19 protein-coding genes and 1 riboswitch are annotated in these 22,200 nt (G+C 73.2%); of the genes, 5 read left to right on the plus strand and 14 right to left on the minus strand.

The features are described from left to right. The first annotated feature begins 48 nt into the window (after positions 1–48). Positions 49–165, plus strand: a riboswitch (TPP riboswitch). A gap of 99 nt (positions 166–264) precedes the next feature. From Aru02nite_RS28230 to Aru02nite_RS28245, 4 genes are all read left to right on the plus strand, one after another. After that, on the plus strand, positions 265–852 hold the full coding sequence (locus Aru02nite_RS28230; RefSeq protein WP_203662739.1) for an ECF transporter S component: 588 nt from the start codon (positions 265–267) through the stop codon (positions 850–852). Beyond that, positions 849–2,306: an ABC transporter ATP-binding protein gene (locus tag Aru02nite_RS28235; RefSeq protein ID WP_203662741.1), complete on the plus strand. Its 1,458-nt coding sequence runs from the start codon at positions 849–851 to the stop codon at positions 2,304–2,306. Before Aru02nite_RS28230 ends, Aru02nite_RS28235 begins: the two co-directional genes overlap by 4 nt. After that, positions 2,303–3,106 (plus strand): energy-coupling factor transporter transmembrane component T family protein, encoded by an 804-nt coding sequence (locus Aru02nite_RS28240; protein ID WP_203662743.1) that lies wholly within the window; start codon positions 2,303–2,305, stop codon positions 3,104–3,106. Before Aru02nite_RS28235 ends, Aru02nite_RS28240 begins: the two co-directional genes overlap by 4 nt. A 128-nt stretch (positions 3,107–3,234) precedes the next feature. Next, positions 3,235–3,696: a hypothetical protein gene (locus Aru02nite_RS28245; protein ID WP_203662745.1), complete on the plus strand. Its 462-nt coding sequence runs from the start codon at positions 3,235–3,237 to the stop codon at positions 3,694–3,696. On the opposite strand, the gene Aru02nite_RS28250 is transcribed toward Aru02nite_RS28245, so the two are convergent. The 3 genes from Aru02nite_RS28250 to recO form a co-directional block, all read right to left on the minus strand. Further along, positions 3,697–4,974 (minus strand): hypothetical protein, encoded by a 1,278-nt coding sequence (locus tag Aru02nite_RS28250; RefSeq protein WP_203662747.1) that lies wholly within the window; start codon positions 4,972–4,974, stop codon positions 3,697–3,699. 170 nt (positions 4,975–5,144) lie between these two features. Then, a complete protein-coding gene (locus Aru02nite_RS28255; RefSeq protein ID WP_203662749.1) occupies positions 5,145–5,957 on the minus strand; it encodes an isoprenyl transferase in 813 nt (270 codons plus the stop codon). Between the two features lie 124 nt (positions 5,958–6,081). After that, on the minus strand, positions 6,082–6,861 hold the full coding sequence (recO, locus tag Aru02nite_RS28260; RefSeq protein WP_239077002.1) for a DNA repair protein RecO: 780 nt from the start codon (positions 6,859–6,861) through the stop codon (positions 6,082–6,084). 76 nt (positions 6,862–6,937) lie between these two features. Here recO and Aru02nite_RS37335 point away from each other — a divergent pair, with 76 nt between their 5' ends. Beyond that, entirely contained in the window at positions 6,938–8,674 is a 1,737-nt protein-coding gene (locus Aru02nite_RS37335) for a serine/threonine-protein kinase (protein ID WP_203662753.1), read from the plus strand. A gap of 97 nt (positions 8,675–8,771) precedes the next feature. Here Aru02nite_RS37335 and Aru02nite_RS28270 read toward each other — a convergent pair whose 3' ends face one another. The 11 genes from Aru02nite_RS28270 to Aru02nite_RS28320 all read right to left on the minus strand — a co-directional run bounded on the left by Aru02nite_RS28270 (position 8,772) and on the right by Aru02nite_RS28320 (position 22,104). Next, on the minus strand, positions 8,772–11,057 hold the full coding sequence (locus Aru02nite_RS28270) for a transglutaminase TgpA family protein (protein ID WP_203662755.1): 2,286 nt from the start codon (positions 11,055–11,057) through the stop codon (positions 8,772–8,774). After that, positions 11,051–12,217 carry a DUF58 domain-containing protein gene (locus Aru02nite_RS28275; RefSeq protein ID WP_203662757.1) on the minus strand — a complete coding sequence of 389 codons (1,167 nt, stop codon included), beginning with the start codon at positions 12,215–12,217 and terminating at the stop codon, positions 11,051–11,053. The genes Aru02nite_RS28270 and Aru02nite_RS28275 overlap by 7 nt, the downstream gene beginning before the upstream one ends. A 2-nt stretch (positions 12,218–12,219) precedes the next feature. Beyond that, positions 12,220–13,230: an AAA family ATPase gene (locus tag Aru02nite_RS28280; RefSeq protein ID WP_203662759.1), complete on the minus strand. Its 1,011-nt coding sequence runs from the start codon at positions 13,228–13,230 to the stop codon at positions 12,220–12,222. A gap of 22 nt (positions 13,231–13,252) precedes the next feature. Continuing rightward, the gene (locus Aru02nite_RS28285; RefSeq protein WP_203662761.1) at positions 13,253–15,820 is read right to left on the minus strand and encodes a fibronectin type III domain-containing protein; all 2,568 of its coding nucleotides are present in this window, start codon (positions 15,818–15,820) and stop codon (positions 13,253–13,255) included. A gap of 178 nt (positions 15,821–15,998) precedes the next feature. Beyond that, positions 15,999–16,901, minus strand: coding sequence for a GTPase Era (gene era, locus Aru02nite_RS28290; RefSeq protein WP_203662763.1), 903 nt, complete (start codon positions 16,899–16,901; stop codon positions 15,999–16,001). Next, positions 16,894–17,250 (minus strand): cytidine deaminase-like protein, encoded by a 357-nt coding sequence (locus Aru02nite_RS28295; RefSeq protein WP_203662765.1) that lies wholly within the window; start codon positions 17,248–17,250, stop codon positions 16,894–16,896. The genes era and Aru02nite_RS28295 overlap by 8 nt, the downstream gene beginning before the upstream one ends. Then, positions 17,243–18,535: a hemolysin family protein gene (locus Aru02nite_RS28300; RefSeq protein WP_239077003.1), complete on the minus strand. Its 1,293-nt coding sequence runs from the start codon at positions 18,533–18,535 to the stop codon at positions 17,243–17,245. Before Aru02nite_RS28300 ends, Aru02nite_RS28295 begins: the two co-directional genes overlap by 8 nt. A 38-nt stretch (positions 18,536–18,573) precedes the next feature. Beyond that, positions 18,574–19,068, minus strand: a complete 495-nt coding sequence (ybeY, locus tag Aru02nite_RS28305) for an rRNA maturation RNase YbeY (protein WP_203662767.1) — start codon at positions 19,066–19,068, stop codon at positions 18,574–18,576. A 32-nt stretch (positions 19,069–19,100) separates the two neighbouring features. Further along, positions 19,101–20,156, minus strand: coding sequence for a PhoH family protein (locus Aru02nite_RS28310; RefSeq protein WP_373324994.1), 1,056 nt, complete (start codon positions 20,154–20,156; stop codon positions 19,101–19,103). A 168-nt stretch (positions 20,157–20,324) separates the two neighbouring features. Continuing rightward, positions 20,325–21,713 (minus strand): serine hydrolase domain-containing protein, encoded by a 1,389-nt coding sequence (locus tag Aru02nite_RS28315; RefSeq protein ID WP_239077004.1) that lies wholly within the window; start codon positions 21,711–21,713, stop codon positions 20,325–20,327. 46 nt (positions 21,714–21,759) lie between these two features. Continuing rightward, a complete protein-coding gene (locus Aru02nite_RS28320) occupies positions 21,760–22,104 on the minus strand; it encodes a histidine triad nucleotide-binding protein (protein WP_203662771.1) in 345 nt (114 codons plus the stop codon). Between the last annotated feature and the right edge of the window lie 96 nt (positions 22,105–22,200).

The following is a 22,200-nucleotide window of genomic DNA, read 5'->3' on the forward strand; positions in this document are numbered from 1 at the left end:
ACGGCCGATTGAAGCGACGGTGGCGAGCGGCTAACGTCGCAGGGACAAGTACATCGACAGGGGAGCGCACGACGCTGAGAGTGTGATGCCGGATTCGTTCCGGATCACAGACCCTCGAACCTGATCTGGGTAATGCCAGCGCAGGGAGTTCGGTTGGATCTCACGCAGTTCGGCGCACCGGTGGGTCTTCCGCCGGTGCGTCGCCGTGTCCGGCATGCCCGGGCCCGGGTGGCTCCTCCTGGTTCACGGACTGGGAGGTAGGCGATGGGTACGACAGGCAGCAACAGATGGCGCACGATCGACATCGTGGTGGCATCGGTGATCGGTGTCGCGTTCGGTGTGGTGTTCTGGATCTGGGACCTGGTGTGGGGCGGTTTCGGCACCGCGTTCGACTTCTTCAAGCCGGCCGGCGGCCTGATCATCGGCGTGTGGATGCTGGCGGCCGTGGTCGGCGGGCTGGTGATCCGCAAGCCGGGCGCCGCGGTGTACACGGAGTTCGTGGCGGCGCTGGTGTCGACGCTGATCGGCAACCAGTGGGGCCTGGTCACCGTACTGGAGGGCGTGGTCGAGGCGCTCGGCGGCGAGCTCGCGTTCGCGCTGTTCGCGTACCGGAACTTCAAGCTGCCGGTGGCGCTGCTGTCCGGCGCGCTGGCCGCGGTGTTCGCGACGGTGTGGGAGTGGTTCTTCTACTACCCGACCTGGGCCTGGGGCTGGAAGTTCGCGTACACCGGGTTCGGCGCGGTGGGCGGCGGCGTGGTTGCCGGGCTCGGCGGCTGGGCGCTGGTGCGGGCGATGGCCCGGACGGGTGTGCTGGACCGGTTCGGCGCCGGCCGGGAGCGGGCAACGGTGTGACGACCCTGGCGGTACGCGGGTTCTCGTGGCGGCACGCCGGCCGTACCGCGTGGGCGGTGCGCGACGTGGACCTGCACGTCGAGGCCGGCGAGCGGGTGTTGCTGCTGGGGCCGTCCGGCGCCGGCAAGTCGACGCTGCTCGCCGGCATCGCCGGGCTGCTGCCGGCGGACACCGGCGAGCGGACCGGCGAGATCCTGCTCGACGGCGCTCCCCCGGCCGGCACGCGCCGGCCCGGGTTCCTGTTCCAGGATCCGGAGACGCAGCTGGTCATGGCCCGGTGCGGCGACGACGTGGCGTTCGGGCTGGAGAACCACGGCACGCCGGTGGACCGGATCTGGCCGCGGGTCACGGAAACCCTTGCCACGGTGGGGTTTCCGCACCCGCTGGACCGGTCGACCGACGCGCTGTCCGGCGGCGAGCAGCAACGCCTGGCCCTCGCCGGGGTACTCGCGCCAAACCCCGGGCTGCTGCTCCTCGACGAGCCGACGGCGAACCTGGACCCGGCCGGGGCCGCACTCGTACGGGCGGCGATCGGTCGGGTACTCGCCGACGGGCGTACCGGGATGATCCTGGTGGAGCACCGGGTCGCGGAGGCGCTGCCGCTGGTCGACCGGGTGGTCGTACTGGCGGCGGGCGGCGGGATCGAGGTCGACGGGCCGCCCGAGAAGGTGTTCGCCGAGCACGGGGATTCCCTTGCCGCGCAAGGGGTCTGGGTGCCGGGGCACGGTCCGGCGCCGCGCACCGCCCGGCGTACCGGCGGGGATCCGTTGGTGTCCGCCGTCGGGCTCGGCTACCGCCATCCGGGCGCGCCGACGCCCGCACTGTCCGATGTGGACCTCACCGTCGCCGCCGGCGAGGCCCTGGCCGTACTGGGGCACAACGGTTCCGGCAAGTCGACGCTGGCGCTGCTGCTCGGCGGGTTGCTGGCGCCGGGCGTGGGAAGTGTGGTGGCGCACGACGCGCTGTCGCCGCCGGCGAAACCGCCGCACCGGTGGCGCGCGGCGGCGCTGACGTCCCGGATCGGTTCGGTGTTCCAGAACCCGGAGCACCAGTTCGTGACCGGCCGGGTCCGCGACGAGCTGGCGCTCGGGCCGCGCCGCGTCGGCCGTACCGCGGCGGAGGTGGACGCGGTGGTCACCGAACTGCTGGAACGGTTGCGGTTGACGCATCTCGCCGGCGCGAACCCGTACACGCTGTCGGGTGGGGAGCAGCGGCGGCTGTCGGTGGCGACCGCGCTGGCGACCGCGCCGTCCCTGCTCGTACTCGACGAGCCGACGTTCGGGCAGGACCTGCGTACCTGGCGGGAGACGGTGGCGCTGCTGGGCGGGCTGGCCGACGACGGCCGCGGGCTGGCGGTGGTGACGCACGACGAGGACCTGGTCGCCGCGCTGGCCGACCGTACCGTGACACTCCACAAAGGACGGTCGTACGACGAGGGGCGGTGCGGGCGATGAGGTTCGCCGCGCCGGTCGCCGCCGCCGGCACACCCGTCACCCGGCTCAACCCGGTGACGAAGCTGGCCGCCGTCCTCGTCCTGTCCCTCGCCGTACTCGCGACCGTCGACCCGGTCACCCCGGCCGTCGCGATCGCCGGCACGCTCGCCGTCCTGCCGTTCGCCGGGCTGCGGCCGGGTCCGCTGCTGCGCCGGCTCTGGCCGCTGCTGCTGGGCGCGGCGACCGTCGGCGTGGTCAACGTGCTGTTCGCCGGCGAGGCCACCGGCACCCTGTACGTCCACAGTGGACCGTTCCGGCTCTCCTCGGGCAGCCTGGCCGCCGGCGCCGCGCTCGCCCTCCGGGTACTCGCGATCGCGCTGCCCGGGCTCGTCGCGTTCGCCACCACCGACCCCACCGACCTCGCCGACTGCCTCGTCCGCCAGGTACGCGTTCCGGCCCGGTTCGCGCTCGGCGCGCTCGCCGCGTACCGGTTGATGCCGTTGCTGGCGGACGAGTGGGAGCTGCTCGGGCTGGCCCGGCGGGCCCGCGGCGTCGACGCCGGCCGCAGCCCGGTGGCGCGCGGGCGGCTGTTCGCCACGACGCTGTTCGCGCTGCTCGTCGGCGCGGTACGGCGCGGCGGCCGGCTCGCCACCGCGATGGACGCGCGCGGCTTCGACGCCAGCACGCCCCGCACGTACGCCCGGACCCATCCGGTACGCCGGGTGGACCTGCTGGTGTTCGCGGGCGGCGTCGCGCTCGCCGCGCTGTCCCTCGGTGTCAGCGTCGCGGTCGGCGCGTTCCGCCCGCTCGTCGGCGGCTGACACCCGCGCGGGTGTCGCGTCGAGCGACCGCGTACGGCCGGTCGGTAGCGGTACGGCGGCGGTGGCCGTGGCGTTGGCGGCCGGGACTATTGTGCGGGCGCGCCCCTCGATCCCCCCGGGAGTCCGTGATGCGAAGCCTGTCCCGTCTGGCCTTTCCGCTGGCCGCCGCGTCCGTCGCGGTGGTCCTGACCGGCTGCGGCGTCGCCGGCCGGGCACTCGGCGGCCACGACGACACCAGCGACGAGCCGAGCCCGACCCCGTCGCCGGCGTACACGTACAACTCGGACGCCACCGGTGAGGTCGTCGGCACCAACTGCCGGTACGACGCGAACGCCCAGCAGTTCCGGTACGACCTCTCGATCCAGAACGCGTCGCCGGACCACTCCTTCAAGTACTCGGTCCGGGTGGACTTCAGCGGTGGGGACAGCGAGTGGTCCGACGACTCGTTCGGCTCGCAGTACCAGGAGGTGACGGTGGCCCCGGCGAAGGACCGGAAGCTCACCGTCACCCAGGGGTACGCGCTGCCGACCGACCGCAAGTCGTACTACGGCTGCCAGGTCGCCAGCGCCACCAAGTCGCTCGCGGACTGACTACGGAAGGGTCGACAGCGGCACCGCGAACAGCGTGCGCCCGCACGTCTGTCCGGCGCCGCTGCACGACGCCGGCGTCCACTCGGTCACCGACCACACCAGCCCCGTCGCCCAGTCGTACGTGAGGGCCTCGGGGTGCATCGCCCAGCAGGCCGGCGTCTGCGGATCCCCGCAGTACGAGGGGGTGCTGGCGGTGGTGGTCTGGTCGTAGAGCTGGCCGTGGATGGTCGCCGACGAGTGCGCCACGTACCACTTCCCGCCGTGCGACAGGACGCCCTGCATGTTCCCGACCCCGCTCTTGTACGCCTCGGTCGCGGCGACCGCGCCCGACGAGTCCGCGGCGAGCAGGTAGTCCGAGCCCATCGGGTACCGGTAGAGGCGGCCGTGCTTGGTCTGGTCGCTGAAGTACTCGGTGGTCACGACGCTGTCCGGGGACGTGCTGCGGTCCAGCGACATCGACGAGAAGCACGGCACGCCGGTGTCCGACGACATGTCGCACGTACCACCGGCGTACGTGTAGTAGCCGACCTGCATGAGCGCGTACTGGTAGCCGTAGGCGGCGTACCCGTCGGAGGTCTTGCCGATCGCGGCGGCGCTGCTGGTCATCTGGAGGATGTGGGTGGTGGAGAAGACCCGGATCGCGGTGGACGTGTTGCCGACCGCCGTGACGTAGATCTTGTCGCCGTACCAGGCCATCCCGCCGGCGTGCGCCTTCGCCGCCGAGAACGTCGAGCCCGTACTGTTCGGCACCGCCAGGTACGCCATCCGGAACGCCGGCGCCGACGGGTCGTCGTCGTTCACCACCATGATGCGGGCGTCGTCGTACCGGCTCTTGCCGTCGCTGCCGGTGCCGAGCGCGTCCTCGCCGTGCCAGCCGGACAGGATGATCTTGTCGGCACCCCACATGCCGTCGTCGTCGGCGTCGCCGGACGTGGTGATGCTCTGCGGCGTCCACGCCGTACTGGTGGCCCGGTCGGAGTCCCAGCACATCGCGGTCGTCGCCGTCGGGGCGACCGGCAGCGACGCCTTCTCGGTCGCCGTACAGCCGGTCATCGCGTAGTTCGCGCTGTGCGCGACGGTGTTCATCGAGACGTTCGGCAGGGCGTTGTCGAGCGCGGTGAGCGCCGCGGCCGGGGTGGCGTGCCAGACCAGCCCCTGCTTCGTCGTGGTCGTCAACGGATCCGTGTACGCCGCGCTCGCCGGCGCGGCGTCGACCAGCAGTGCCGCCAGCAGTACTCCGGCGGCGGCGAGAACGGTTGCGGTACGGACAGTGCGCATGCGACCTCCGTTCCGCGCCGGCGCGGGGAGCACCGGCGCACCACGGGGTCATGCCCGCCGGCAGCCCGAAGGTTTCCTCCCGGGCATGACCACCCGATCGCAACTAATGTGCGCGCACGGGAACTACCGTGTCAACCAACACCACACGGCGGGAACTTCACGCAACGGCATCAACCCACGTACGGCGCCGGTTCCGGATTCGGCACCGCTCCCCCGTAGCGACGATCCCGGTCCGCGTACAGCTCGCAGGCGTGCCACAGGTGCCGGCGGTCGAAGTCCGGCCACAGCGTGTCCAGGAACACGAACTCCGCGTACGCCGACTGCCAGAGCAGGTAGTTGGAGAACCGCTGCTCCCCCGACGACCGTACGAACAGGTCCACGTCCGGGATGTCCGGCTCGTCGAGGTACCGGGCGAACAGCTTCTCGGTGACCCGGTCCGGCCGCAGCCGCCCCGCCGCCACGTCCCGCGCGATCGCCGCCGCCGCGTCCGCGATCTCCGCCCGGCCGCCGTAGTTCACGCAGAACTGCAGCGTCAGCTTGTCGTTGTCCCGGGACAGCTCCTCCGCCTGCTCCAGCTCGCTGATCACGCTGCGCCACAGCTTCGGACGGCGGCCGGCCCAGCGGATGCGTACCCCCATGGCGGACAGCTCGTCGCGACGGCGGTGGATGACGTCCCGGTTGAAGCCCATCAGCCAGCGGACCTCGTCCGGCGAACGCCGCCAGTTCTCCGTCGAGAACGCGTACGCCGACAGGTACTGCACGCCCAGCTCCAGCGCGCCCTCGATCACGTCGAACAGCGCCGCCTCGCCCGCCTCGTGCCCCTTCGTACGGGCCAGGCCGCGCTGCTTGGCCCACCGGCCGTTGCCGTCCATGATGATCGCCACGTGCCGCGGCACCTTGTCCGCCGGGATCTCGGGCGGCCGGACACCCGACGGGTGCGGCGCCGGCGGTCGGTACTCGCGGCGGGAGCGTCGGCTCGGCATCGGTGTCCTTTCACGGCAAGGGGTTCGGGTTCAGCGGCTCGGACCCAGGGGTCCAGCGTCAGGTGTTCGGAACCGGGTGTTCAGGGTTCGGGGCCATGGCTTGGCGGCGACGGGGCGCCGGCGCTCACCGTCTGTCTACCAGGGGCAGCGACCGCAGCCCGCGTTCGAGGTGCCACTGGAGCAGGGCGGCGACCAGCCCGCTGGCCTGGCGGCGCGCCGGGCCGTCGCTCGCCCCGGCCGTCTTCCAGTCCCCCGCGGCCAGCGCGGTCAGCAGGCTCATCGTGGCGGTACTCGGGGCGGCGGCACCCGGCGGCCGGCAGTTCACGCAGACCACGCCGCCGGCCGGCACGCTGAACGCGGTCTGCTGCGGGCCGACACCGTCCAGCAGCGACTCCGGCACCTGGCCGCACACCGCGCATTCGGTCAGCGCCGGCGCCCAGCCGGACAGCGCCATCGCCCGCAACAGGTACGAGTCGAGGATCAGGGGCGGGGACCGGTCGTCGTCATCGCCGAGCGCGCGCACCGCACCGAGGGTCAGCAGGTACAGCCGGAGGGCGGGTTCCTGCTCCTCGGGGGTGAGCCGCTCGGCCGTCTCCACGATGGCGCTGGCCGCCGTGTAGCGCGCGTAGTCGGAGCCGATGCGCCTGCCGTACAGGGAGATGCCTTCGACCTGGCTGACGACGTGCAGGCTGCGGCCCTCGGCGATCTGCACGTCGATGTGGCCGAACGGCTCCAGCCGGGCACCGAACCGGCTCGTCGTCCGGCGGACGCCCTTGCCGACCGCCCGGACCCGGCCGTGCCGCCGGGTGAACAGGGTCACGATCCGGTCGGCCTCGCCGAGCTTCTGGCAGCGCAGCACGAGGGCGTCGTCCCGGTACAGCTTCCTCGGGTACGCGCGGCTCACGGCGCCATTCTCCCTCGCCCCTGTGACGCCCGTGCCGGGGCGGTGCGCCCCCACCCGCGGCGGGCACAATGGGCGCGTGGCGGAGACGGGGCAGGGGCAGACACCGGGCGAGCCGGTCATTCCGGGCTACTCCCAGATCGAGCTGATCAGCCGCGGCTCCACCGCGCGGGTGTACCGGGCGGTGCAGGAGCGGCTCAACCGCGCCGTCGCCATCAAGGTCCTGCGGGTCGACGACGTGATGACGACCGCCGACCAGGTCCGTACCGAGCTGGCCACCACCGTCGCGCTGTCCGCCCAGCCGCACATCGTCAGCATCATCGACACCGGCACCACCGACACCGGCAAGCCGTACATCGTGATGGAGTACTGCGAGGGCGGCTCGTACGGGCACATTCTGGCGAAGAGCGGACCGCTGCCCGTCCAGGAGGCCGTCGACGTCGGGGTGAAGGTCGCCGAGGCGCTCCAGGCGGCGCACGAGGTCGGCATCATCCACCGGGACGTCAAGCCGCACAACATCCTGCGCTCCAAGTACGGGCCGGCGCTGACCGACTTCGGCATCGCCCGCGCCGCCGCCGACCTGACCGGCACCATCACCCTGCACAAGCTGACCCCGCAGCACGCCTCCCCCGAGTCGCTGCGCCGCGAGCCGCAGGGCCCCGCCTCCGACGTGTACAGCCTCGCCTCGACGCTGTGGAACCTGCTCGCCGGCTACCCGCCGTTCGCCGACCCGGGCGACAACTCGCCCGACCCGTTCGAGTACCGGGACCGGGCGCTGCGCAACCCGCTGCCGCCGCTGCCGCGCCCGGACGTACCGGCGTGGTTGCAGGACGAGCTGGTCCGCGGCATGGCGAAGGCCCCGGGGGAACGGCACGCGAGCGCCGGCGAGTTCGCCGCGTCGCTGCGGCGCGGCTGGCTGCGGAGTACCGGGGAGTTGTGGACGCCGCCGCCCGGCCAGTCCACCGCGCCGCCGACCCCGCCCCCGCCGGCGCCCGCCGCACCCGAGACGTTCCCGGCCTCGCCGTTCGGCAACCCACCACCACCCTCCGGTACTCCCGCGTTCGGTGCCCCGCCGCCCGCCCCGTCGTACGGGCCGCCCGGTGGACCGGCCGGGCTGGGAGCGCCGGTGTCCGGCGCGCCGGCGTTCGGCCCGCCGGCCGGGCCGCCACCCGTCGCGACGCCCGGCGGTTACGGCCCCGGCGGTTACGGCCCCGGCGGTACCGTGCCGGGCAGCCCAGGCCCCGGTACCGTGCCCGGCGGTTACGCCACGTTCGGCGCGGACGGCGGACCCGGCCACGGCGGCCAAGTCGGGTACGGCACCGACGTCGCGGCACCACCGGCGGACGGCGAACCGCGCCGCCGGATGACGCCGTGGCCGTTCGTCGCCGCCGCCGTCGCCGGCGTCCTGATCGGGGTGGTGGTCCTCGTCGCGCTCCGGTTCTCCGGCCACGACAGGACTCCCGCCGCCAAACCCACGCCCACCGCCACCACCGGACCGCGCGCCAGCGAGGACCCGACGATCCGGCCCACCGGCGTCAAGCTGGCGGACCACGGCACCTGGGTACAGCTGAGCTGGACCGACCACACCAACGGCAAGGCGCTCTACTTCGTGACCGGCTCGGTCGCCGGCGGTACGCCCTCGAAACTGTCCCAGCCCGCCCGCGACACCACCCGCCGCATCGACGCGCTGCGCGCGGACTCCGAGTACTGCTTCTACGTCGTCGGCATGATGACCATCGACCGGATCAGCCCGTCCGACCGGGTGTGCACGCACCGCAACGGCGCCACCCCGTCCGCCACCGGCCACCACACCTGACCGGGTACCCGCCGCGCGTCGTGTCCCCGGCCGGCACATCCCGTCCCGAGCACCGGGTCCTGTCGCGGTACGGCCGGCGGTGGCGGGAACCCGCGGGTCAGCGCCAGAAGAGCGGGCGAGGGTCCAGGTGCCACCACAGCCGCTTGAGTACGCCGAGGCGGGAGCGCAGCGCGCGGGTGTAGTCCCGGGCCAGCGCACCGGACCCGGCGGCCTGCTCCGGCGGTACGGCGGGGCGCGGTGCCGACGGCGCGAAGCCGATCGCGTTGACGGCGTGCGCGAGGGGCGTCAGGTCGGGCAGCGGTGGACCGGGCCGGTCCGGTACGCCGGTGGTGGCGAGCGCGGCGACCTCGACCGCGGACCGGGTGTCGTCCGGTCGTACGCCGGCGAGCCGGAGCGTGTCGCGGACCTCGGCCCAGGCACCGAGGATCCGGTCGGCGGGCGCACCGGTGGCCAGCCGCCGGGTGGTACGTCGTCGGCGCAGCAGCAGGACCGCGGCGACGGCGAGCACCAGCAGCAGGGCCGCGGCCGAACCGCCGAGTACCGCGGGATCGGGGCCGGATCCGGTGGTGGGTGCGGCGGCGTGGCCGGACGAGCTGTGCGGCGTGGGCGCCTTCGCGGTGGGGGTGGGGGCGGCGTCGTCGAGCTGCTGGCTCTTCTGCTTCTGCTGGCTCTTGGCCTGCGGGGTGTCCTCGTCCGGCGGCGTGCTGCCCTTCCCGGCCGCGGGCGTCGGGTCGAACGCGACCCAGCCGTGCCCGGCGAGCTTCACCTCCGGCCACGCGAACGCGTCCCCGGACGTCACCCGGTACGTGCCGGCACCGGTGCGCTGCCCCGCGTGGAAGCCGACCACGACCCGGGTCGGCAGCCCCACGATCCGCGCCATCAGCGCGAACGACGTCGCGAACTGTTCGGACGTGCCCCGGGCGCCGCCCGCCGCCGGCTTCGTCAGCAGGAAGTGCCGGAGCGTCACGTACCCGTTGCCGCTGGGCGCCTTCGACCAGAACTGGTACTTGGTGCGCAGCAACTGTTCCAGCAGCAACGCCTTCCGGTACGGCGAGCCGGTGCCGGCCGTGCGTTGGGCGAGCGTGACGATCCCGTCGGGCACCCCGGCCGGCACCGTCAGGTACCGCTGGGAGGTGCCGGCGGGCACGGTCGCCGCCGACAGCGCGCCCGGATCCTGTTGCGGCACAAGCGAAACCGTCTGGTACGACAGCCCGGTGGACAGCCCGTCGGGGGTGAGTACGGTGCCGGAACCGGAGTCGTAGCCGACGCGGACGCCGTGCACCTCGCGGACCGCGGCGACCGCGGGCAACCAGCCGCCGCGCAGCCCGGCCACGGTGACCCGCTGCCGGACCGTCGTCCGCTGGTCGCTGGTCGTCGGTGGCTCCGGCAGTACCGAACCCGCCGCCCGGTACGTGCGGTCCGGCTGCCACGTGATCCCGTCGTACTCCGACAGCGTCGCCCACTGGATCCGCTCCGGCCGGTCGGTCCGGACCGACAGCAGGTCCTGCTTCGGGTCCAGCGCCCACGCCGCCAGCATGCCGAGCGGGTTGAGCTGGTCGAGCTGCTTCTGCGGCGGCACCACGTAACTGCGCGGGTCGACCGGCTGGCGGTGCACCAGCCCGGCCAGCGCCGGGCCCGCGGTCACCGCCGCACCGGCGAGTACGGCGAGGACGACGACGGCGGCGGCCAGCCGGCGCAGGCTACCGAGATCGCGCCGTACGGCCGGGGTCGCGGCCGGCACCGACCACGGCCGGCTCGCCGCGGCCAGCAGCAACGCCAGCGCCAGCACGAACACCGCGAGCAGCACGTACGACGGGGATCCGTTGGGGCCGACCAGAACCAGCGCGCCGATCAGGAGCAGCACCGGCGGTACGGCGGACGCCGCGGCACGCCGCCGGGCCGGCGCACCGTCGGCGCGCAGCGGGCCGAGCAGTACGGTGCCGATCGCGCCGGCCAGCCACGTCGCCGCGATCGGCAGCAGTACGGTGTCCGGCGCCGGCTGCACCGGGATCGCACTGGTCAGGATGCGGGCGCCGGAGTTGCGGACCGCGTCGAACAGCACCGTGCCGAGCCCGCCGGCCGCCGGGTCGCGCAGCGCCGCGGTCGCCCCGACCAGGCAGGCGACCAGCCCGACCAGCGAACCGAGTACGGCCAGCACGGCCGGGGCCCGCACCAGCCGCAGCAGTACGGTCAGCGCCACCGCACCGACGGCCGCGCCGGTCAGGAGTACCGGGAGCTGGGTGCCCGAGTAGATCGGGGTCACGGACAGGCCGGCGACCAGCGTCGCCGCCGCCACGGCCAGCAGCGCGCAGCCCACCGGTACCGGCCGCATCCGCCAGCCGCGCGCCGCGGTCACCGGCTCGGCGCGGGTCACGGTCACCATGTCGACACCCCGTCCCAGCGGCCCGCGAACTCCTCCGCCGTCCGCGCCGTCAACGTGATCACGCCGGGCAGCGACCGGCCGGACGGCCCGTCGGCGCCGGTGCCGGTGCCGCCGAGCACGCCCACCACGACCGTCGGGTACACGTCGCGCAGCAGGCCCACCGAGTCCAGGTCGGCGACCGCGTCGGCGCCGGTCAGCAGGACGAGCGTGTCGCCCCGGTGCCGCTGCCGCAACGTCCGCACCGCGCGCGGCAGCGAGGCGTCCGCGCTGGTCGTCAACTCCGCCAACAGATCCAGGTACGGCCGGGCCCGGCCCGGTCCGTCCCCGCCGCTGCCGCCCGCGACGCTGCGGCCACTGGCCAGGTGCAGCTCCGCGGTCAGCTCCGCGCGCAGCGCGGCCAGCAGTACGGAGGCGGCGGCCTCGGCGGTCTCCTCGAACGACGCGGCGGTGTGCGCCGAGGCCCGGTCGTCGACCAGCACCACGATGCGCGGCAGGCTGGTGTCCACGTGCTCGCGCACCATCAGCTCACCCACCCGCGCCGACGTACGCCAGTGCACGTGCCGCAGGTCGTCGCCCGGCACGTACTCCCGGAGCGCGTGGAACGTGATGCTGCCGTACTGCACGGCGTCGACCACGCCGTCGAGGCTGCGGGCCGCGCCGACCGGCACCCGGCTCAGCCGGTGCGACCGCGGGTGCACCCACAGCCGCGTGGTCCCGCCGTACCGCCGGGTCGCGGCGACGAGACCGAGCGGATCCTGCCGCGACACCTCCAGCGGCCCCACGTCCAGCACCCCGCGCCGCTCCGTCGGCAGCACGTACCCGGTGGTGGTGTGCGCACCGGCGCGCAGCCGTACGGTCGGGACCGGGACCGTGCCGCCCGTCGACAGGTACTCCACCGCGGACAGCGTCTGCGCCCGCCACCGCGCCGTCGACCGCAGATCCACCGTGGCGCGGCAGTCGTCGCCGCGGGTCACCCGGTCCGGGTCGACACCCCGGCGCACCACCAGCCGCGGCGGCCAGCCCGCCCACAGCAGAGCCACCAGCAGCGCCAGTACGGCGACGGCGCCGAGCGCCACCAGCTCCCGGTAGCCGGCGACGAGGCCGGCGACCAGCAGCACGACGCCGGCCGTACCGACCGCGATGCCGCGACGGGTCGGCATGCTCAGCGGTGCCCGAGCGCCGGCGCCGCCGCACCCGGCTGCGGCACCGGCACCTCGGCCAGGACCTGCCCGATCACCTCGTCCGGCGTACGCCCGCGCAGCTGCGCGTCCGGCGTCAGCACCAGCCGGTGCCCGATGACCGCGACGGCCAGCGCCTTGAAGTCCTCCGGCAGCACGTAACCCCGGGACTCGGCCAACGCGTACGCCTGGGCGGCCCGGGTCAGCGCGATCGCGCCACGCGGCGACAACCCGAGCCGTACGTCCGGGTGCGCGCGGGTGGCGTTCGCGATCTGCACCGCGTACCGGTAGAGGGCGTCGTGCAGGTAGACCCGGTGGGTGAGCGCCGCCAGCCGGGCCACCGTGCCCGTGTCGGTGACCGCCGGCAGGTCCTCCGGTGAACGCCGGACCGCGCCGCCGCGCAGTACCTCGATCTCGGTGCGCTCGTCCGGGTAGCCCACCGACAGCTTCATCAGGAACCGGTCGAGCTGCGCCTCCGGCAGCCGGTACGTGCCGTCCATCTCGACCGGGTTCTGCGTGGCCACCACCTGGAACGGGCCCGGCACCGGATGCCGCACGCCGTCGACCGTGACGTACCGCTCCTCCATGACCTCCAGCAGCGCGGACTGCGTCTTCGGCGAGGCCCGGTTGATCTCGTCGGCGATCACGATGTTCGCGAACACCGGACCCGGATGGAACTCGAACTCCTTGGTGGACTGGTTGAAGATCGTCACGCCGGTGACGTCGGAGGGCAGCAGGTCCGGCGTGAACTGCACCCGGCGCCACTCCCCGCGCAGGCTCGCCGCCATCGCCCGCGCCAGCGTCGTCTTGCCGGTACCGGGCACGTCCTCGACGAGCACGTGCCCGCCGGAGAACAGCGCCGTCAGCGCGAGCCGCACCACCTCCGGCTTGCCGAGTACGACCTGCTCGACGTTCTGCTGGAGGCGCTGGAACGCCGCCACGAACCCGGCGACCTCGCTCTGGTCCGGCGGGCCCCCCTGTTGCGGGAAACTCAACTCACGCTCTCCTGATCGTCTGTCAGCACGTCGGCAGCGAGTCCCTGGTGCCCTCGCTCATGTCCGAGTACGACCACGGCACGTATCCGCGCCCCGGGATCTTCAGCCACACGTCACTGCGCCGGTACCCGTTCTGGTTGTACGCGTAGATGCTCTGCCCGGTGGTCCGGCACTGGATGTTCACCGACGCGCCCTGCGCCCACTCGCCGACCTTGCTCGACCCGTTCTGGTTCTGCCAGGGGCCGGAGTAGATGCCGACGGTGCAGCCGTCCGCGGCGTTCGTGCAGGCGTTGCTGGTCGACACGACCTGGGTGCTGCCGTTCGCCGAGCCGCTGGCCTGCTGCTGGTACGCGTCGGTCACCGTCGCGGTGAACGCGTAGTCCGACGACGGCGCCAGCCCGGAGAACGTGTGCGAGCTGGTACCCGCCGCGCACGCCTGGCTCGCCCCGCCCTGCACCGCCACCGTGCAGTTCGTCGCCGACTGGCTGGCCTGCACGCTCACCGTGATCGACGTCGTGTCCCGGCCGGTCACCGACACCGACACGGTCGGCGGCGCCGGCTTGCCGGACGTCGCGGTCACCGTCTGCTTCTCGCCCGGGCCCGCCTTGTTCTCCGCCCACACCGTGATCGTGTACTGCGTCGCCGGCTGCAGCCCGGTGAACGTGTGCGACGTGCCGTTCGCCTTCGCCGGCGTACCGTTGTTCAGCTGCGCGTAGTACCGGGTGACCGGGCTGCCGTTGTCCGGCGCGGCCTGCCAGTTCACGGTGATGCTGTCCTTCGTGGTGTTGCCGACCGACACGGCCGGCGCACCCGGCGCCGTGAACGGGGTGACCGCGTTGCTCGGCGCGCTCGGCCGGCTCGCGATCCCGCCCGAACTCCGCGCCACCACCGTGAACGTGTACGACTGGCCGCCGGTCAGCGTGTCGAACGTCGCCGACGTGCCGGTGACCGTGGCGGCCTGGCCGCCGTTCGACGGCTGCACCACGTAGTCGCGGGCCTGGTCGGCCGCGCCCCACGACACGCCGACGGTGCCGTCCTTGTTCACCACCGCGCGCACGCCCTGCGGTACGTCCGGGGTCTTGCCGCCCGGCGTCACCTGGTCGGACAGCGCCGTCGGCCCGGTGCCGAACTTGTTCGTCGCCGTCACGCCGAACGAGTACGTCCGGCCGTTGTGCAGGCCCGTCACCACCAGCGACCGGGTACCCGCGGCCACCCGCCGGTGCCCGCCGTCCCACGACACGTCGTACCGCTGGACGGGGGCGCCGTTCTCCGCCGGCTGCGGCCACGACAGCGTGACCCGGTGGCTCGCGGCGAGCGCGGTCACCGGGATCGGCGGCCCGGGCGGCCCGTCCTGCGCCTTGCCCTGGTCGCCCGGCGACGGCTTCTTGGTGTCCTTGCCCTGGTTGCCCGGCGCCGGCGCGGCGATCACCGACAGGTCACCGTCACCACCCGGCACGTCGCTCCGGTACTTGTCGACGATGCGCGTCACGCCGTCGTCGTCCACCACCCGCGCGACCGACGAGTCCGGCGCGTTGATCATCAGGTGACCCTCGCGTACCTCCAGCTCCAGCGGGCCGGTGGCACCGGCCAGGCCGAGCGTGCCGAGCGACTTGCCGCGGGAGTCGAACACGTACACCAGGTGGCGCTTGGCGTCCGGCACGTAGATCCGGCCGGCGAACGGGGTGGCCGCGCCCGGCGACACGCCAGACGGCAGCGCGAACACCGCCGGCTTCGCGCCCTTGCCCAGCGACACCGGCATGACCCGGCCCGTCCTCGGCTGCGTCAGCACCGCCAGATCGCCCACCGTACGGCCCGGGGCGGTGACCCCGGTCAGCGGCTGCGGCGCGGTCAACGTCGTCACCGTGTCCGTCACCACGGCGATGTCCCGGCCGGACGTGTCCGCCGCCAGTACGCCGTGGTCGAGCACGGTCACCACCATCGGATGGTCCGGCGCCGTCACCGACTCCGTCCGGGCCACCCGCGCGGAGGCCGCCGACACCGTGACACTCACCACCGTGCCCTGCGACGGTACGCCCAGCCACAGGTGCCCGGACGAGTCGAAGTCGCCGCCCGCCAGCGGCGCCGGCAGCTGCACCGTCGCCTGCGTCGTCCGCAGCGTCGCCGGGTCGAACCCGCGCACCTGCCCCTTCGCCTGGTCGATCAGCGCCGCCTTGTCACCGGACAGCGCCACCCGCACCCCGGCACCCTTCGGTACCTGAAGGCTTCCGGTGAAACCCATCCGGGTCAGGTCGACCGAGGTGACCTTCCCCGCGTCCAGGTCGTGCAGCAGCAGGTACTTGTCGTTCTGCGTGACCTCGACGTGGTGCCCGCGGGAGTCGAGCAGCGGCTGGTTCACGTCGACCCGACCGGAGTTCGCGTTGACCCGGCTCACCTGGGCCGGTTTGCTGCTCCAGAGCCAGATGTTGCCGTCCGCGACGTCGAGCGACCGGCTGGTCGCGCCGACCCCCAGCACCGTGCCGACGAGCCCCACGGACAGGGCCAGCACCAGCCCGATCGAGATGAACCCGCCCGACCGCCGGGACGGACCCGTGCGGTGTGCCCGCGGTTCGCCCGTGCCGCCACGTCTCATCCTCGAAGCTCCTCCCCGCTCGAACAGCAGGTCGCCCTGGCTCGGGCGGGTCAGCGGTGCAGGGATCGACCGATCCCACGGAAGACATTCATGACGGATGATACGAGCAACGGCCCACGGGTCCCAGCCCCGCGGCAGCCGCATGACGACCGGTACACCGTGGCAGCACGGGGCGTGGTCAGAATCCTAGCTTCCGCAACTGCCGGGGATCGCGCTGCCACTCCTTGGCGATCCTGACGTGCAGATCCAGGAACACCCTCGTACCGAGCAGCTCCTCGATCTGCGCGCGCGCCGTCGCCCCGACCGTACGCAGCCGGGCGCCGCCCTTGCCGATGACGATCGCCTTCTGGCTCTGCCGCTCCACGTACAGGTCGGCGTAGATGCGGGTGAGGGGCTCGCCGCCGCGGGTGGTCTCGGTGGACATCTCCTCGACCAGGACGGCGATCGAGTGCGGCAGCTCGTCCCGCACGCCCTCCAGCGCCGCCTCCCGGATGTACTCGGCGATCCGGACCCGTTCCGGCTCGTCCGTCGTCACGTCGTCCGGGTAGAGCATCGGCGCCGCCGGCAGGTGCCCGATCATCAGGTCGGCCAGCAGCGACACCTGCTCCCCCGACACCGCGCTCACCGGTACCACGTCGGCGAAGTCGGCCAGCTCGGACACCGCGACCAGCTGCTGCGTCAGGGTCGGCCGGTCGACCAGGTCGGTCTTGGTGACGACCGCGATCAGGGTGGCCTTCAGGGCCTTCAGCTCGCCGACGATGAACCGGTCACCGGGGCCGATCTTCTCGTTGGCGGGGATGCACAGGCCGATCACGTCCACGTCCGACCAGGTCTCCCGGACCAGGTCGTTCAGCCGCTCGCCGAGCAACGTACGCGGGCGGTGCAGGCCGGGGGTGTCCACCAGTACCAGCTGGGCGTGATCGCGGTTGACGATGCCGCGGATCGCGCGCCGGGTGGTCTGCGGCCGGTTGCTGGTGATCGCGATCTTCTCGCCGACCAGCGCGTTGGTCAGGGTCGACTTGCCGGCGTTCGGCCGCCCCACGAAGCAGGCGAACCCGGAACGGAACGCGGGCTCAGCCACGGTACGCGCCGAGCACCGTGCCGTCCGGCCCCGCCAGGAACACCGGCGCCCCGGGCGCCAGGTCACGCACCGCCGCCAGGCTCGCGGCGTCCACCTCGGTGCCGCCGACCACCGCCGCCGCCTCCAGCCCCGGCGCACCCGCCGACGCCGCCTGCGCCACCGCCGCCTGCAACGCCGACAGCGCCAGCGACGGCAGCGCCACCGTGGCCGCCGCGTACGTCCTTCCGTCGGTGTCGCGGACCGCAGCGCCCTCCGCCGCCCCGGTACGACCGCGGGCCGCGCGGCCCAGCGTCACGAGCTTCGCGTCCTCGGGGTCGTCGGCGGCGGCGGGACTCAACGTCTCAGGCATCTGCGGTCTGTTCCTTACGGTCGTCGTCCTGCTCCGGTACGGCGAGCTGCCGCACCAGCACGGTATCGATGTGGTTGCGGCGGCCCGTCGTACCCTCCGCGGTCAGCTCCAGCCCGGCGACCGTCGCCGCCGCGCCCGGGATCGGCACCCGGCCCAGCTCCTGCGCCAGCAGGCCCGCCACCGTCTCCACCTCGCCGTCCGGCAGCTCCACCCCGAACAGCTCGCCCAGGTCCTCCACCGGCAGCCGGGCGCTCACCCGTACCGAGCCGTCCGCCAGGTGCTCCACCGGCGGCCGCTCCACGTCGTACTCGTCGGTGATCTCGCCGACGATCTCCTCCAGGATGTCCTCGATCGTGACCAGCCCGGCGGTCCCGCCGTACTCGTCGACCACGATCGCAATGTGGATCCGCTGCGCCTGCATCTGGCTCAGCAGGTCGTCCACCGGCTTCGACTCCGGGATGAACTCCGCCGGCCGCATCAGCTCCGACACCGGCACCGACGCGCCGCCGCCCTGCGAGCGCCGCACCAGATCCTTCAGGTACGCCACGCCGAGCACGTCGTCGACGTTCTCCCCGATCACCGGGATGCGCGAGAAACCCGACCGCAGCGCCAACGCCAGCGCCTGCCGCGCCGTCTTGCCACCCTCGATCCACACCATCTCGGTACGCGGCACCATCACCTCGCGTACGATCCGGTCCCCGAACGTGAACACCGAATGCAGCATCTCGCGCTCGTCGTGCTCCACCACACCGCGCTGCTCCGCCAGGTCGACCAGCTCCCGCAGCTCCACCTGCGTGGTGAACGGCCCCTCCCGGAACCCCTTGCCCGGCGTCATCGCGTTGCCCACCAGGATCAGCAGGCTCGCCAACGGACCCAACGCCCGCCCCAGCCAACGCACCACCGGCGCCGCCACCAACGCCACCGGGTACGCGTGCTGCCGGCCGACCGTGCGCGGCCCCACGCCCACGATCACGAAACTCACCACGGTCATCGCGCCGGCCGTCACCAGCGCCGCCGCCCAGTCCGTACCCCAGGCGTCGACGGTCACGAACGCCACGATCGTCGTCGCCGCCAACTCGCACACCAGGCGCAGCAACAGCAACAGGTTCAGGTGCCGGGGCAGGTCACCGGCGACCGCCACGAGCGCGCGGGCACCACGCGCACCCTCCCGTACCATCTCGGCGGCGCGGGCCTTCGAGACGCGGGACAGCGCCGCGTCCGTCATCGCGAACAGGCCGGCCAGCACCACCAGGGCGGCGGCGGCGAACAGCACCGAGGCGCCCACGGCTCAGCGTCCGGCCGGCGCGGTATGTCGGGGGTTCATCAGGAGCCCTCCGGCTCCACCCGGCCGCGCTCCCGCCACTGCGCGAGCAGCTTGTTCTGCAGCGCGAACATCTCCCGCTCCTCGTCCGGCTCGGCGTGGTCGTACCCCAGGATGTGCAGCACGCCGTGCACGGTCAACAGGTGCATCTCGTCGGCAGCGGAATGCCCCGCGGTGGCGGCCTGCTTCCCCGCCACCTCCGGGCACAGCACGATGTCGCCGAGCATCGCCGGCTCGCTCACCTCGACGCCCGGTGCCGTCGGCCCGCGGTCGATGCCCGCGCCCACCTCGTCCATCGGGAACGCCAGCACGTCGGTCGGCCCGTCGCCGCCCATCCAGCGGTGGTTCAACTCCGTCATGTACGCCACGTCGACGAGCAGCACCGACAGCTCGGCCAGCGGGTTGACCTGCATCTGGTCCAGCGTGTAGCGGGCGACGTCGAGCACCGCCTGGGTGTCGACCTCGACCCCGGACTCGTTGCTGATCTCGATGGACACCTGCGTCCTCTTCGTTCCTCGTGACGGCCCGGTCAGTGCCGCGGCCGGCGACCGTTGCGCGGGCCGTGGCTGTCCTCGTCGGGATGCTCGGCGTCCCACTTCTCGTACGCGTCGACGATCTGGCTGACCAGCTTGTGCCGCACCACGTCCGCCGAGCCGAGCGTCGCGAAGTGCACGTCGTCCAGCTCGCCCAGGATGTCGCGCACCACGCGCAGGCCGCTGTGCGTGCCGCCCGGCAGGTCGACCTGGGTGACGTCGCCGGTGACCACCACGCGCGAGCCGAACCCGAGCCGGGTCAGGAACATCTTCATCTGCTCGGGCGTCGTGTTCTGCGCCTCGTCCAGGATGATGAACGCATCATTCAACGTCCGCCCCCGCATGTACGCCAGCGGCGCGACCTCGATCGTGCCGTTGGTGGTGAGCCGCGGGATCGAGTCGGGGTCGATCATGTCGTGCAGCGCGTCGTACAGCGGGCGCAGGTACGGGTCGATCTTGTCGTACAGCGTGCCGGGCAGGAATCCGAGACGCTCGCCGGCCTCGACCGCCGGTCGGGTCAGGATGATCCGGTTCACCTGCTTGGCCTGCAACGCCTGCACGGCCTTCGCCATCGCCAGGTACGTCTTGCCGGTACCGGCCGGGCCGATGCCGAACACGATCGTGTGGCCGTCGATGGCGTCCACGTACCGCTTCTGGCCGAGCGTCTTCGGTCGGATCGTCCGACCACGCCGGGACAGGATGTTGAGAGTCAGTACCTCCGCCGGGCGCTCCTCGGTGCCCTCTTCGAGCATGCCGACGGTGCGGCGGACCGCGTCCTCGGTCAGCGTCTCGCCTTTCTCGATGAGTTCCAGCAGCTCCGCGAAGAGCCGCTCGGCGAGCGCGTTGTCGGCGGGCTCGCCGGTCAAAGTGATCTCGTTGCCGCGGACGTGGACCTCGCTCCGTACGGAGCGCTCCACCAGCTTGAGCAGCTCGTCACGGGTGCCGAGCAGGCTCACCATGGTGTGCGGGTCGGGAACCGTGATCTTGGTCTGCACCCGAACGTGCCGCAGGTCGGCTGGACTACTGGTCATGGGTCGGCCGGTGGCGGCCATACCTCCACGTGATCTCGTCGGCAACAGGTCACCATCGTATCCGGCGTACGGCCGGTGTCGCCGATCGTTTCCGGCGCGCTCCGCGTGCTATCCACCCGGACGCGTCCCATGTCCCCCGTGACGGCACGGTCGACGCACGGTCGACCCGACCAGTGTCCACCGACCGGCTCACGGCTGGCTCGACCACACCCCGTCGAACGTCTGCTGCTCCCGCGTGAACCGGTACGTGGCCCAGTGCAGCCGTACGACCCGGCCGTCGGCGTCGCGGGTCAGCCGCAGCTGCTCGCCGATCTCCCGGCCCGCCACCGACCGCAGCAGGTCGGCGCTCTCCACCGCGAACACCGCCGGCGGCGTACCGACCGGCTCGCCGACGCCGGACGCCTCCAGGTGCCCGGCGCGCCAGCGGAACACGTACTCGAAGCCCTCGCCCCACCAGTGGCCGAGCACGCTGCGCAGCTCCGGCGGGGCCGGCTCGCCCACGTGCCACGGCTCGATGTCCGCCGGATCCCGCTCGACCGCCGCCTCCATCAGGTCGAACGACAGCCCGAGCGCGCCGTCCGCGGTGCCCGACGACAGCAGTACGGCGGCGGCCAGGCCGGGCGGCACGTCCTCCGCGCCCGGCACCCGCCCGTACGCCTCGGCGAGGAAGCCGGGCATCGCGCCGCCGTGCCCCACGTCGACCGCGCGGTCCGCGCCCGGCCGGACGATCAGCCCGAGGCCCCAGCCGGCCTTCCACACCCGGTCGTCGCGCAGCGCCTGCGGGTGCCGCATCTCGGCCAGCGTGTCCGCGGCGAGTACCGCGCCCTTGGGGTCCTGGTGGACCGGGTCGGCCAGGAACGAGCCCCACCGGGCCAGTTCCGCGGCGGTACCCCAGAGTTGCGCGGCGGGCGCGATGCCGCCGAGGTCGGTGCGCGGCTCCGGCCGGGCGTGGTCGGACCACGCGTCGACCAGGTAGCCGGTCGCGGCGTTCTCCCCCGGCTGGAGGGTGAGGTGCAGGTCGAGCGGGGTAAGGATCCTGTCGGCCAGTACCTCGGCCCAGGGCGCCCCGCGGCGCGCCGCGACCAGGTGGCCGAGCAGCGCGAAGCCGAGGTTCGAGTAGTGGAAGCGGCGGCCGGACGGCAGGATCCGCTCCGCGTGTGCCAGCCCGGCGAGCGTCTCGTCCAGGCTCGGCACGGCCAGCGTGTCCCAGATGTCCCCGTACGGCTCGCGCTGGAGTCCGGCGGTGTGCGTGAGCAGCCGCCGTACGGTCAGCTCCCGGTGCGGCTCCGGTACGTCCAGGTGCGCGGAGACCGGGTCGTCGAGGTCGAGCAGGCCGTCGTCGCGGCACTGCATGACCAGGACCGCGGTGAACGTCTTGGTGATCGACCCGATCCGGAACTGCGTCTCCGGCCCGAGTTCGACCCCGCCGCCGGCGTCGCCCACCTCGAACGTCCACAGTGGACGGTCAGCGCGGTGGACCGCCACCTGGACCGCGGGGACGCGGGCGCTGCGCTGCGCGCGGCGCACCAGCCGCTCGTAGTGCAGCCGGGCACCGTCGGGAACAGCACTGTCGGACACGCTCGCTCCAGTCACGTACGAGGGAATGGTGGGGTGGGGGGCGGCCTCAGCCCGGCGGCCACGTCATGTCGCGCCCACCGAGGACGTGGCAGTGCACGTGCGGCACCGTCTGGTTCGCGTCCGGCCCGGTGTTGAACACCAGGCGATAGCCGGACGCCGCGATGCCGGCCTTCTCCGCCACCTGGTGCGCCGCGGCGACGACCTCGCCGAGCAGCGTCGGATCGGCCGCGGCGGCGTCGGCGGCCGTCCGGTGATGGTCCTTGGTGATCACCAGTACGTGCGTCGGCGCCTGCGGCTGGATGTCCGCGAACGCCAGGACGCGCTCCTCGTCGCGGACGACCGTCGCCGGGATCTCCCCGGCGACGATTCCGCAGAACAGGCACTCGGTCACACCCCGATCGTAGGCGCCGTGCCGGCCGAGCCGTCCGCCGGCGTGTCCGTCGGCGCGGACCGTACCGGCCGGTCGGGGCGGATCGCCGCCGGACCG

Origin of the sequence: Actinocatenispora rupis, assembly GCF_016861975.1 — a bacterium.
GTDB classification, from domain to species: domain Bacteria; phylum Actinomycetota; class Actinomycetes; order Mycobacteriales; family Micromonosporaceae; genus Actinocatenispora; species Actinocatenispora rupis.

Coding starts and splice junctions, on each gene's coding strand:
- Aru02nite_RS28230 (WP_203662739.1), top strand. CDS start 265: ATGGGTACGACAGGCAGCAACAGATGGCGCACGATCGACATCGTGGTG.
- Aru02nite_RS28240 (WP_203662743.1), top strand. CDS start 2,303: ATGAGGTTCGCCGCGCCGGTCGCCGCCGCCGGCACACCCGTCACCCGG.
- Aru02nite_RS28245 (WP_203662745.1), top strand. CDS start 3,235: ATGCGAAGCCTGTCCCGTCTGGCCTTTCCGCTGGCCGCCGCGTCCGTC.
- Aru02nite_RS28250 (WP_203662747.1), bottom strand. CDS start 4,974: ATGCGCACTGTCCGTACCGCAACCGTTCTCGCCGCCGCCGGAGTACTG.
- Aru02nite_RS28255 (WP_203662749.1), bottom strand. CDS start 5,957: ATGCCGAGCCGACGCTCCCGCCGCGAGTACCGACCGCCGGCGCCGCAC.
- Aru02nite_RS28270 (WP_203662755.1), bottom strand. CDS start 11,057: ATGGTGACCGTGACCCGCGCCGAGCCGGTGACCGCGGCGCGCGGCTGG.
- Aru02nite_RS28275 (WP_203662757.1), bottom strand. CDS start 12,217: ATGCCGACCCGTCGCGGCATCGCGGTCGGTACGGCCGGCGTCGTGCTG.
- Aru02nite_RS28285 (WP_203662761.1), bottom strand. CDS start 15,820: ATGAGACGTGGCGGCACGGGCGAACCGCGGGCACACCGCACGGGTCCG.
- Aru02nite_RS28295 (WP_203662765.1), bottom strand. CDS start 17,250: ATGCCTGAGACGTTGAGTCCCGCCGCCGCCGACGACCCCGAGGACGCG.
- Aru02nite_RS28310 (WP_373324994.1), bottom strand. CDS start 20,156: ATGGCCGCCACCGGCCGACCCATGACCAGTAGTCCAGCCGACCTGCGG.